This is a genomic window from uncultured Campylobacter sp., assembly GCF_937890585.1.
In the GTDB taxonomy this organism is placed as follows: Bacteria; Campylobacterota; Campylobacteria; order Campylobacterales; family Campylobacteraceae; genus Campylobacter_A.
Genome location: NZ_CALACG010000025.1, coordinates 1 through 11,267 on the forward strand (window position 1 = coordinate 1; position 11,267 = coordinate 11,267).

General features: G+C 43.7%; 11 protein-coding genes and 1 pseudogene. 4 read left to right on the forward strand and 8 right to left on the reverse strand.

The genetic code is table 11. The annotated features are described in order from the left end of the window. The 8 genes and pseudogenes from Q0296_RS00560 to ileS form a co-directional block, all read right to left on the reverse strand. A partial coding sequence (locus Q0296_RS00560; protein WP_298035644.1) for an FAD-dependent oxidoreductase occupies nt 1-729 on the reverse strand: 729 nt, incomplete at its 3' end. A 153-nt stretch (nt 730-882) separates the two neighbouring features. Beyond that, nucleotides 883-1,430: pseudogene (locus tag Q0296_RS11510) on the reverse strand (DNA-3-methyladenine glycosylase I). A 3-nt stretch (nt 1,431-1,433) separates the two neighbouring features. Continuing rightward, nucleotides 1,434-2,228 carry a carbon-nitrogen hydrolase family protein gene (locus Q0296_RS00575; RefSeq protein ID WP_298035655.1) on the reverse strand — a complete coding sequence of 265 codons (795 nt, stop codon included), beginning with the start codon at nt 2,226-2,228 and terminating at the stop codon, nt 1,434-1,436. Continuing rightward, nucleotides 2,221-2,412, reverse strand: coding sequence for an exodeoxyribonuclease VII small subunit (gene xseB / locus Q0296_RS00580; RefSeq protein WP_004317712.1), 192 nt, complete (start codon nt 2,410-2,412; stop codon nt 2,221-2,223). The genes Q0296_RS00575 and xseB overlap by 8 nt, the downstream gene beginning before the upstream one ends. Nucleotides 2,413-2,415: 3 nt before the next feature. After that, nucleotides 2,416-3,522: a homoserine O-acetyltransferase gene (locus Q0296_RS00585; RefSeq protein ID WP_298035646.1), complete on the reverse strand. Its 1,107-nt coding sequence runs from the start codon at nt 3,520-3,522 to the stop codon at nt 2,416-2,418. Further along, nucleotides 3,522-4,970, reverse strand: coding sequence for an IMP dehydrogenase (guaB, locus tag Q0296_RS00590; protein WP_298035647.1), 1,449 nt, complete (start codon nt 4,968-4,970; stop codon nt 3,522-3,524). The genes Q0296_RS00585 and guaB overlap by 1 nt, the downstream gene beginning before the upstream one ends. A 4-nt stretch (nt 4,971-4,974) precedes the next feature. Beyond that, entirely contained in the window at nt 4,975-6,333 is a 1,359-nt protein-coding gene (gene gatA, locus Q0296_RS00595) for an Asp-tRNA(Asn)/Glu-tRNA(Gln) amidotransferase subunit GatA (RefSeq protein WP_298035648.1), read from the reverse strand. Nucleotides 6,334-6,432: 99 nt separating this feature from the next. Further along, the gene (gene ileS, locus Q0296_RS00600; RefSeq protein WP_298035649.1) at nt 6,433-9,189 is read right to left on the reverse strand and encodes an isoleucine--tRNA ligase; all 2,757 of its coding nucleotides are present in this window, start codon (nt 9,187-9,189) and stop codon (nt 6,433-6,435) included. Between the two features lie 95 nt (nt 9,190-9,284). Here ileS and Q0296_RS00605 point away from each other — a divergent pair, with 95 nt between their 5' ends. The 4 genes from Q0296_RS00605 to Q0296_RS00620 all read left to right on the forward strand — a co-directional run bounded on the left by Q0296_RS00605 (nt 9,285) and on the right by Q0296_RS00620 (nt 11,093). Next, nucleotides 9,285-10,382: a CinA family protein gene (locus Q0296_RS00605; RefSeq protein ID WP_298035650.1), complete on the forward strand. Its 1,098-nt coding sequence runs from the start codon at nt 9,285-9,287 to the stop codon at nt 10,380-10,382. A gap of 87 nt (nt 10,383-10,469) precedes the next feature. Continuing rightward, on the forward strand, nt 10,470-10,658 hold the full coding sequence (locus Q0296_RS00610; RefSeq protein ID WP_298035651.1) for a hypothetical protein: 189 nt from the start codon (nt 10,470-10,472) through the stop codon (nt 10,656-10,658). A gap of 11 nt (nt 10,659-10,669) precedes the next feature. Further along, entirely contained in the window at nt 10,670-10,900 is a 231-nt protein-coding gene (locus tag Q0296_RS00615) for a hypothetical protein (protein WP_298035652.1), read from the forward strand. 4 nt (nt 10,901-10,904) lie between these two features. Beyond that, nucleotides 10,905-11,093 carry a hypothetical protein gene (locus Q0296_RS00620; RefSeq protein WP_298035653.1) on the forward strand — a complete coding sequence of 63 codons (189 nt, stop codon included), beginning with the start codon at nt 10,905-10,907 and terminating at the stop codon, nt 11,091-11,093. Nucleotides 11,094-11,267: the final 174 nt, after the last annotated feature.

Below are 11,267 nucleotides of genomic sequence, written 5' to 3' on the forward strand. Positions count from 1 at the left end.
TGCTAGCACGACGCCTTTTTTAGCCTTTATAAATTTACGCTCGCCGCTTTTGTTCTCTTTGTCATCGCTAAACAAATCTTTATCAAATTTATACTCATTTCGCACCGCAACGCCCACTACTGCGCCATTTTCATCAGTCACAAACTCATCAAATTTGCACCTTGTTCTAAGCTCGCAGTCTTGTAAATTTTTAAACGTCTCAGCTAGAGGCTGAACGATGCCAGAGCCGCTTGTATTTTCAGTGTAGTAAGTCCTTGGCACGCTGTGTCCGCCCTCTAGAAGTAGCTTGTCTAGGTATTTTGCGCCGTGTTTTACGGTGAAGTTAAAAGTATCGACCGCTCTATCAGCAAGGATGCCAAGAAGCTCCACGTGGTTTAGCCCAAGTCCAGCTTTGACGCAGTCTGAGATGAAAAGCTCTTTTGAGTCTTTGACTCCGTTTTTCTTTTGAAGCTCGCTGTTTGGCACGGCAAAAATTCCGCCATTTATTACAGAGTTGCCGCCAACGCGTCCCATTTTTTCTAGGATAAGCACCTTGTTGCCGCGCTCATTTGCCTTGATACCAGCTGCAAGGCCAGCAAAGCCGCTGCCAATAACCACAACGTCCCACTCCTCGTCAAATTTGACATCTTTATCCCTGAAAACTGGCATATCGCTCGCATAAACTCCGCTTGCAGCAAGAGCCGAAACAGCACCAAATTTTATAAACTCACGTCTTGAAACTTTACTCATAGCGTCTCCTTTTTAGTATTACGCTAAAGCCTGTAAATTTTAAATTTACACCTTAGTTCAAACCCATTGTGATTACTAAAATTATAAGATTATTTATGATAAAGATTACTTAAAATTATTTATTTTGTATTAAGATTGAAGGTGGTGGTGAGTTTAAATTTTACCTTTACAAAAGCACTCATTTTCGTGATCATAGGTGACGCCAACACCTTGTAAAGACGAGTAGATGATGAGGGCACCTACAAATTTAATTTTCATATCTTTTGAGATACACGGCGAGAGCTCACTGCTTGCTGGCAGGTCTTTGGCGCTTTTTATGTCGTTTATCACGCGCTTGCCATTTGTAAATTTATAGATGTAGTTATAAAACGAGCCAAACTCGGCACAAAGCTCTAAAAAAGCCTTGGCATTTTTTGGCAGAGAGTAAATTTTAAGGCGGTTTTTGATCGCTCTATCGTCGCTTAATAGGCTTTGAGCTTTGCTTCATCGTAGCTAGCGATCTTTTTTGCGTCAAAGCCGTCTAAAATTTGAGCAAGTCCAGCTCTTTTTCGTAGCACATAGTCCCAGCTAAGACCTGCTTGAAAGCCCTCTAAAATGAGCATTTCAAAGAATTTCTTATCATCTTTGACCGCCCTGCCCCACTCAAAGTCGTGATAGCTCCTGCTAAATTCGCTCTTCTCCACCCAGGTGCAGCGTTTCACTTCCTACTTCCTAAATTTCGCCTCTATCTGCATAAAGCCCCAGGTGCTTCTAGCCTCTCTAAGCTCCTTTTTACTAAGCTCATCGATCATCATCTCTTCATTTTTACCAAGCCTATTCTTAACCTCGCCAAATGGGCTAATAAGCATCGAGTCGCCGTAAAAACTCCACTGCTCGTCCTCGCTCTTATGGCTTCCCACGCGATTTACGCGAAGCACATAGAGGTTGTTTGTAAAGGCTCTAACCTTTAAAAGCTCCTCCCAGCGCGCCTGTGAGAAAAACGTGCAAGCCGTTGGCACAAGCACGATATCGACCTTTTTAGCGCTCATATACGCCCAGCACACGTCAAAATGCGCCTCGAAGCCAAACATGACGCCAACCTTAAATTTATCGTAGGTAAAGATAGGTAAATTTAGCTCTTCGCTTGCGTTGCTAAAAAATTTTGCCTCGTTCCAGTGCGCATATGGCATGAGAATTTGCTGGTCATATAGCTTTACTTGCGTAGGGCTAAATTTAGCTAGGCTCTTAAAAATCTCCTTGCCTTTTAAATTTATGATAGGCGCGATGATATTTAGATCGTATTTTTTTGCCATCGCAAATAGCGCCTCTTTTTTGCGCTCACTCTGCTCTTTTATTAGGCTTTTTGGCATGCTAGCAAGCTCTTTAAAGAAGCTATTTAGCACGTATTCACCAAGGACAACTAGCCTTGCGTTTTCATCCGCGCAAATTTTAAGGTAATAATCAAGTCTCGCCTCGCTTAATGGCTGCGTTGGTAGCTGAAGGGCGCAAATTTTACTCATCATCTACCTGCTTTATGCTAAGTTTTGCGTTTTCTAAAATTTCTCTCGCTTCATTTAAGAGCTTTTTGCCCTGCTCGTGCAGCTTTATGCTATTTTCTAAGCTCACGTCGTCTTTGTTTAGATCGTTTAAAATTTTATCCGCAAGGGCTAATTTCTCTTCAAAACTTTGCTCTTTTTGCTCCATTTTCTATCCTTTTAATATATTTTTTATATATCCATCAAATTTTTCTATCTCGACCAAAAAGGCGTCGTGACCGTAGTTGCTATCTATCTCTACAAAATTTGTCTTCGCGCCTCTGCCCATCTCGCAAAGTGCGTCATAAATTTCTCTCATGCAGCTTGGCGGAAAGAGCAGATCGCCTTTAAAAGCGATAAGGTGTAAATTTGCTTTGATCGGCGCAAGGGCGTCTTTTAGGTTGTCATAGTGCCTCGTGCAGTCAAAGATATTCATCATCTTTACGATATATAGGTAGCTTAGTGGGTCAAACCTCTTCGGGAAGTTGTAGCCGTTATACTCCATGTAGCGATCGACCTGAAAATGTCCAAAAAGATCGTAAAGGCCGTCGGTTTCGACGTAGTTTCGTCCAAATTTTTTATCCATGCTATCAGGGCTTAAAAAGCTGATGTGCCCTGCCATCCTGCCGTAAGCCATGCCTTTTAGCCCGTTTTTTCTTATAAATTCCACGTCATATTCGCCGTTTTTGAAATTTTCATCATTTAAAATGGCTTCGATGGCGATCTTGTTAAACGCTATCGCCCAGGGCTTCGTCTGATAGGTGCTTGCTAGCATTATGATATCTTGGGCAAACTCTGGAAACTCGATAGCGTAGCAAAGTGCCTGCATACCGCCAAGACTACCGCCGATGACAGCCCTTGCTCTTGTGATGCCAAGCTCGCTAAATAGCCTCATCTGCGCCTTTACCACATCGCTTATGGCAAGGACAGGGAAATTTAGCCGATACTCTTTGCCGCTACTTCTATCCACGCTTAAGGGCGAGGTCGAGCCAAAGCACGAGCCTAGGATATTTACGCAGATAACGTAAAATTTATCGGTATCGACCGCCTTTTTGCTGCCTATTAGCCCGTCCCACCAGCCAGCTTTCTCATCGCCTGCGTAGGTGCCAGCAGCGTGGTGTGAGCCAGTTAGGGCGTGGCAGATCACGATAACATTGCTTTTATCAGCATTTAGCGTGCCGTATGTCTCGTAAATAAGCTTAAAATTTGATAGCATACGGCCACTCTCAAGATAGAGTGGCTCGTTAAATTTAATAGTTCTAGTTTGCAGGTCTAACACTAATTAACTTTGTAGTTTGGTGCCTCGTGTGTGATAACTACGTCGTGGACGTGGCTCTCTTTTAGTCCTGCGCTTGTTATCTCGACAAATTCGGCTCTTTCTTGAAGAGTTGGGATATCTTTTGCGCCGACATAGCCCATAGCGCTTCTTAGGCCACCTATTAGCTGATGTATCACATCTTTTATACTGCCAGCAAATGGCACACGGCCCTCGATACCTTCAGGCACAAGCTTGTCTTGAGCGGTGCCCTCTTGGAAGTAGCGGTCAGAGCTGCCCTTTGTCATAGCGCCTATTGAGCCCATGCCGCGATATACTTTGTACTGGCGACCTTGGAATGTTATAAGCTCGCCTGGACTCTCCTCGCAACCTGCTAGCAAGCTACCTGCCATAACGCACGCTGCCCCTGCTGCAAGGGCTTTTGCCACGTCGCCTGAATATTTTAAACCACCATCTGCGATAACTGGGATGCCATATTTCGCTGCTTCGCTTGCGCAGTCATCAATAGCTGAAATTTGAGGCACACCAACACCAGCAACGATCCTTGTGGTGCATATAGATCCTGGTCCGATGCCTACTTTTATGCCGTCCGCTCCTGCTTCTGCTAGGTCTTTTACGGCTGCTGGGTTTGCGATATTGCCAGCTACGACATCGACTTTGAAATTTGCTTTAACCTGTCTTAGTGTATCTAGTACGCCTTTTGAGTGACCGTGAGCGGAGTCTATGACGATGACGTCAACGCCAGCTTCTGCTAGAGCTTTTACTCTGTCCATTTGACCTACGCCGATGGCTGCGGCTACGCGGAGTCTGCCGTAGGCGTCTTTGTTCGCGTTTGGATACTCTTTGCGTTTTTTTAGATCTTTTATGGTGATAAGGCCGTCAAGTCTGCCGTCTTTATCGACGATAGGAAGCTTCTCAACCCTATTTTGAGAGAAAATTTTCTCCGCATCATCAAGCGTGCAGCCCTTTGGTGCGGTTATAAGCGGTGCTTTTGTCATGCGGTCTTTTACCAAAACGCTCATATTTGTCTCAAATCTCAAATCGCGGTTTGTTAAAATTCCTATTAGTTTGCGGTCTTTGTCGATGACTGGAACGCCTGAAATATGAAGATCTGACATAAGGCTTAGAGCTTCAGCCACGGTCGCTTCTGGATTTATAAAGATAGGATCGATGATGACGCCACTTTCGCTTTTTTTAACACGCTTGACCTCTTTTGCTTGGCTTTCGACGTCCATATTTTTGTGGATAACGCCGATACCGCCGAGCCTCGCCATCATTATAGCAGTTCTATGCTCAGTCACCGTATCCATCGCAGCAGAGACGATCGGGATATTTAGCGTGACATTTTTGCTGATCCTGGTTTTCACATCAACTTGCTTTGGCAAAATTTCAGAGTATTGCGGCACAAGAAGCACATCCTCAAATGTTAAAGCTCTCTTTACTATCTTCATATTTTTATCCTTTTATTAAATTTTCTAGGCTCTTAGCACCATTTATCAAGGTCTGTTCGTCCCACGCTTTTGCGATGAGCTGGGCGCTCACGTTTAAATTTTGATCATCTTTGCCAACTGGCACAGAGATAGCTGGTAGGCCTGCTAAATTTACGCTGATCGTGTAGATATCGCTTAGATAGGCTTGAAGCGGATCGCTGTGTGCTCCAAATTTATAAGCTGTGCTTGGAGCAACTGGCATGAAGATAAGGTCATTTTCTTCTAAAATTTTCTCATACTGAGCTTTTATGTGCGCTCTTGCTTTTTGCGCTTTGATGTAGTAAGCATCGTAGTATCCGCTACTTAGCACAAATGTACCAAGTAAAATTCTTCTTTTTACCTCTTCGCCAAAGCCCTCTGAGCGCGAGTTGATATATAGCTCTTTTAAATTTCTAGCATCTGCGCGTCTGCCATATCTCACGCCATCGTAGCGGCTTAAATTTGCGCTTGCCTCTGCGGTTGCGATGATGTAGTAGGCAGCGACGTCATATTTTGAGTCTTCAAAATTTGTGTAAGTTACGCTGTGGCCGTGTGATTTTAGCTTCTCGATGGCTAAATTTAAAGCGACTTTTGTCTGCTCACTTGCATTTTCTACGTAGTTTTTAACAACGCAAATTTTTAGCTTTTTGTTGCCGTCTATCTTGTCGCTAACGCTCACAAATGGCACATCTGCGCTCGTACTATCTTTTGGGTCGTGTCCAGCTATCGCGTCATATAAAATGGCTGCGTCTTCTACGTTTTGAGCGATAGGTCCTATCTGATCAAGGCTGCTTGAGTATGCGCCAAGGCCGTATCTGCTCACTCTGCCGTAAGTTGGCTTAAAGCCCACACATCCGCAAAATGCCGCTGGCTGGCGGATCGAGCCACCAGTATCGCTACCAAGTGCTGCGACTGCAAGACCAGCTGCGACTGCTGCTGCTGAGCCACCGCTACTGCCGCCTGGGACATGAGCGTGATTTAGTGGGTTTAGTGTTTTGCCGTAAAATGAGCTCTCAGTTGTGCTTCCCATCGCAAATTCGTCCATATTTGTGCGGCCAAATGGAGCTAAATTTTTACCAAGTAGCTTCTCGATTACAGTTGCGTTATAAGGTGCTACGTAGCCTTGTAAAATTTTTGAGGCACTTGTTACGTTCCAGCCTTTTACTTGGATGTTGTCTTTTATAGCGATAGGCACGCCCTCGCCTAGTTTTGCGATCTCTAAATTTGCTAGCTGCTCGACATAAGCGCCAAGCTCTTTTTCTTTTATGATCTTCGCCTCAAGCTCGGCTCTTAAATTTTTTATCTCTTCAGCTGAAAATTTCAAAGCTTCTTTTAAAGTTACCACTATTTTTATCCTTTAAATTTATTAACCAAAAATATGCCAAACAAGCTAACAACGACCACCGCAGCGATCGTTGCGACTATGATAGTTGCGCTTACTGGCTCAATTAGCACTTATAACCTCTTCACATCTTGGGCATAGCGCGTCTTCTTTGCTAGCGTTAAATTTCCAGCATCTTGGGCATTTGTGAAGGTTGCTTGCTATGATCTTAAATTTATCGCCCTCTAGCTCAAACTCGGCTAATGGCTCGCTATCATCATAAGGCCTAACTGAGCTTACCATATAAAGATCAGCCACTTCGCGCTCGTCGTAGCCTGTGATGTTGTGATTTGTGGTCTCCAAGCTTAGCTCTAGAGTTGATTTTATCTTTTTATCTTTTTTAAGAACGTCCACGATCTCGTTAAATTTCTCCCTGCTGGCAAAAAGCAGCTCATCTTCAAAGCTAAGGTCAAATTTGATTGGCTCATAGACTAGGTCAAACGCATCTTTTGCCTCGCCTTTGATGATATTTGGAGCGTAGTCCATCACCTCATCAACAGTGTAAGTAAGCGTTGGAGCGATGAGTGGCAAAAGTGCCTTTGTGATGATCGCCATCGCACTTTGAGCTGATCTTCTTCTTGGGGCGTCTTTTGCGTCGCAGTAAAGTCTATCTTTACAAACGTCAAGATAAACGCCGCTAAGATCGGCTGATAGGAAATTTAAAAGGATGTTAAAGCCCTTTGAAAAGTCGTAGTTTTTAAAGCAAGCGCTCGCATCGTCAAAGACCTTTTTAGCGCGTGCTAGTATCCATTTATCAAGGATGTTAAACTCCGTATTTAGGCTCTCAAGGTCATTTACGTTTGCTAGTAAAAAGCGTATAGTGTTACGAATTTTGCGGTATTGCTCGCTAATTTGTTTTAATATATCTTCGCTTATTTTTAGGTCGCTTGAATAATCACTCATACCAACCCAAAGGCGCAAAATTTCGACGCCGTGAGTCTTGGCCACGTCTTGTGGAGCGATGACATTGCCCTTACTCTTACTCATCTTCTCGCCCTTGGCATCGACGGTAAAGCCGTGAGTTAGTATGCTCTCGTAAGGTGCGTGAGAATTTATAGCTGTGCTTACTAGAAGCGAGCTTTGAAACCAGCCTCTGTGCTGGTCTGAGCCCTCTAGATACATGCTTGCAGGGTATTTGCCAGCGTCGTAGTTGTCGCTTTGTAAGACCGCGTGCCATGTCGAGCCGCTATCAAACCAAACGTCAAGGATATCCATCACTTTTTCTAAATTTTCAGCTTTGTATTTTGAGCCCTTTGGTAAAAGCTCGTCTATGCTTAGCGCCCACCACGCATCAGCGCCTTTTTCTTTAAAGATAGCCACGATGTGGTCTAAAATTTCACTATCAAATATAACTTCTTTTGTCGCTTTATCTCTGAAAAACGCGATCGGCACGCCCCAGTCACGCTGACGAGAGATGCACCAGTCTGGGCGATTTTCTATCATCGAGCCTATTCTTTTTATGCCCACGCTTGGGTAGAATTTAACCTTTTCAAGCTCTTTTAACGCTGTTTGTCTAAGCGTTTTGCCACCTAGTTTAGCCTCGTCCATAGCTATAAACCACTGCTTTGTCGCTCTATAAATGACAGGCTTGTGCGTTCTCCAGCAAAATGGATAAGAGTGTCTAAATTTAGAGACGCTAAGTAAGCTTTTGCCAAGTAGCTCTAAAATTTTCTCATTTGCTTTAAAGATGTGCATACCGACAAACTCATCTACCACGTCACTTCTAAACAGTCCGTGATGTTTTATGCTCTCATCGTAGCAGCCACCATCATCAACTGGCATCAAAATTTCACTAAAGCCATACTTCAAACATACGTAGTAGTCGTCTTCGCCGTGACCTGGAGCTGTATGAACAAGTCCGGTGCCGCCGTCCATCATGACGTGGTCGCCTAGTAAAAATCGCGACTTTCTGCCGTTTAGCGGATTTATCGCGTGAGTGTTTTCAAGCAAGCTTGCCTTAAACTCTTTTTTGATCTCGCCCTTGCTTAGGCCGCTTTGCACTACGCTTTCAAGTAGTGGCTTTGCAAAGATCAAATTTTCAGCCGTTAGCACGTAAATTTCATCTGGATTTAGGCTAATAGCTTGATTTGCTGGTAGCGTCCAAGGTGTGGTCGTCCAGATGACAGCGCTTGCCTCTTTTTCGCCAAGCTTTTCTAGCGCGTCGCTATCAAGCTCAAAGGCTACATAAATAGAATAGTCCTCTTTCTCTTCGTACTCGACCTCGGCTTCAGCTAGCGCCGATCTAGCTGCCCAGCTCCAATAAACAGGCTTGCTTCTCTCTACTAAAAGCCCCTTTTTAGCGATCTCACAAAGCGCTTTGTAGATGTCAGCCTCAAACTCAAATTTCATCGTCATGTATGGATTTTCAAAGTCGCCGATGATGCCAAGGCTTTTAAATTCATTTCTTTGAATGTCTATAAATTCTCTCGCGTGCTGCCTGCAAAGCTCCCTGATCTCGACCTTGCTAAACTCTTTTTTCTTATCGCCAAGCTTTACTTCGACTTGCTGCTCGATCGGCAAGCCGTGACAGTCCCAGCCTGGCACGTATCGGACGTTTTCGCCGTAAAAATAGTGTGTTTTTGTGATGATATCTTTTAAAATTTTATTTAACGCGTGGCCGATGTGTAGGTGGCCGTTTGCATACGGAGGGCCGTCGTGGATGTTGAAGTTTTTAACCGCATTTTGGCGATTTTTCTTCATCTTTTCATAAACCTTGCGGTCTTCGTACCATGATTTTAGTCTTTGTGGTTCATTTTGTGGGAGATTTCCGCGCATCGGGAAATTTGTCTCTGGGAGTAAAAGTGTCTCTTTGTAGTCCATTTTTTACCTTGATTTTAAAATTTGCTAATTTTACACCTGTGCTGGTTAAATCACACTGAAAAATAGTATAATGAGGCAAAAAAAGGAGCTTAAAAATGAGACAAAGTATCTTGATAATAGGCGAAGATCTTGAGATAAATAGAGAATTTCTAAACTACATTTTTCAAAGCTACGAGGATCATTTTGGCGAGCTTGGAGTTGTCAGTTTTGCTCCAAAAAATAGCAAAGAGCTACCTTTTATCATCGAAAATTTATCAAAAGATTACGACTTTGTAAGTATTTTTGGCTCAGATGAAAATTTTGCCATCGCCGCAAAGATCGTGGCGACGCTAACAGGGGGCTCGCTCGAGCTAAAAGATAGCACGACCCTTGCGCTTAAAGATAGCTTAGACTACTCTAAAAATAGCTTTTTAGCCAGCCTAAATAACGCTCAGATAAATCTCATAAAAGCTAATCCAAATGAAGAGCTAGGCGAGTTTCTCACCGAGTACGAGCCTGATTTTAGCTACTTTCATCTAATAGACATTGACGCTGATAGCGCTAAGATCCTTATGCTGCCACTTGCTAAAACTTACGAGGTCGATATCACCCTTGCGCAGATCCTGCCAAATTTGATACTAGTAAGAGCAAAAAGTAATAAATTTGGCCAGATCGAGAGCTTTTTGCAAGGGGTAAAAACGCTATTTTCACAAAAATTTATCCCGCAAAAAGATGTGATCAAATTTGTAGCAAATAGACTCATGCAAAAGGGGCTTAAAATTTCATTTGCCGAGTCTTGCACGGCTGGGCTTGCGGCGGCTAAATTTGCAAGATATGGAGGCGTCTCGGCTAGCTTTGATGGCTCGCTAGTGACCTACGCAAATCACATAAAACACGAGTGGCTGGGCGTTGAGGATGAAATTTTAGATACTTACGGAGCTGTGAGCGAGCCTTGCGTAAAAGCGATGGTAAAAGGCACTCTAAGCACGACAAATGCGGACTTTGCGCTTGCCATTAGCGGTATCGCAGGGCCAGGTGGGGGCACAGCTAGCAAGCCAGTTGGAACAGTCTACGTCGCAGCTAGCGATAGAAATGGCAATATCGAGGTTGAGAGGCTACTTTTAAAAGGTGAGCGCAACTACGTTAGAGAGCAAAGCGTTCTGAGCGCCTATCTATGCCTACTTCGTCTAAAAAGCGAGATATTTTTCGCTTAAATTTTTTCTTTCTAAAAATAGCACTAAATTTAACGACGAAATTCATAACAAAATATCAAGAAAAAAGCCAAATTTAGGTGACTAAAGATGTTTAAAAAGATATTGTTACTCACCATTAGTGCGTTATTTGCATTTGGTGCTGAGACACAAGCGGGCGAGATAAAAGCAAGCGACTTGCCTTTTGGCTACGCTAGCATTAAAGCAGAGCAAATTTTGGCGGATACACTGGCAATGAGAGCAAAGAAGTCACTATCCAAGATAGACAAGAGCTCGTAAAGTGTGCCAAAATGGGCGGCTACGTCATCTATGTGGATGGGCTCATAGACCTTAGCGAAGGCAATATCCCGCAAAATGACAGTAGCTCGGGGCTGGATAAATTTATAAGTGAGATTAGCGGTGGTTGGTTTAGCTCTTATGCCCAGTTTATGCAGGCTTACGGCGCTTCGTGCCGTGCAAATTTAGATGGTTCGCAAGATCCGAAGTTAGCAGCGCTTCGCAAAAATTTAGCCAACGAATAGAAAAGTGCTGATAGCTAGCAATACCAAGACAATCGGCTTAGGCGAAAACTCAGGCATAAAAGGTGGCTCACTTTTGCTAAAAAATGTCCAAAATATCGCTATCCGCAACATGAATATCCTAGATGCTTTTGATCCATTTCCAGATGTACAAAAAATGACGGCTTCAACGCGCAATATGACGGCGTTAGCATAGAGTCAAGCAAAAACATTTGGGTAGATCACTGCCATTTTAAGGACACTGTGGATCTTAGCCATGTGCATTTAGCAGGCGGAGAGCTTACCAAGTGGCAAACTTATGACTGGGCTGTGCGAGAGATAGTGCGGCTATTACGATCTCGCACAACATCTTTGAAAACCATGACAAAAC

Excerpts from the sequence above, each read along its gene's own strand:
- Q0296_RS00575 (WP_298035655.1), bottom strand. The coding sequence starts at position 2,228 with ATGAGTAAAATTTGCGCCCTTCAGCTACCAACGCAGCCATTAAGCGAG.
- xseB (WP_004317712.1), bottom strand. The coding sequence starts at position 2,412 with ATGGAGCAAAAAGAGCAAAGTTTTGAAGAGAAATTAGCCCTTGCGGAT.
- ileS (WP_298035649.1), bottom strand. The coding sequence starts at position 9,189 with ATGGACTACAAAGAGACACTTTTACTCCCAGAGACAAATTTCCCGATG.
- guaB (WP_298035647.1), bottom strand. The coding sequence starts at position 4,970 with ATGAAGATAGTAAAGAGAGCTTTAACATTTGAGGATGTGCTTCTTGTG.
- Q0296_RS00605 (WP_298035650.1), top strand. The coding sequence starts at position 9,285 with ATGAGACAAAGTATCTTGATAATAGGCGAAGATCTTGAGATAAATAGA.
- Q0296_RS00615 (WP_298035652.1), top strand. The coding sequence starts at position 10,670 with ATGGGCGGCTACGTCATCTATGTGGATGGGCTCATAGACCTTAGCGAA.
- Q0296_RS00610 (WP_298035651.1), top strand. The coding sequence starts at position 10,470 with ATGTTTAAAAAGATATTGTTACTCACCATTAGTGCGTTATTTGCATTT.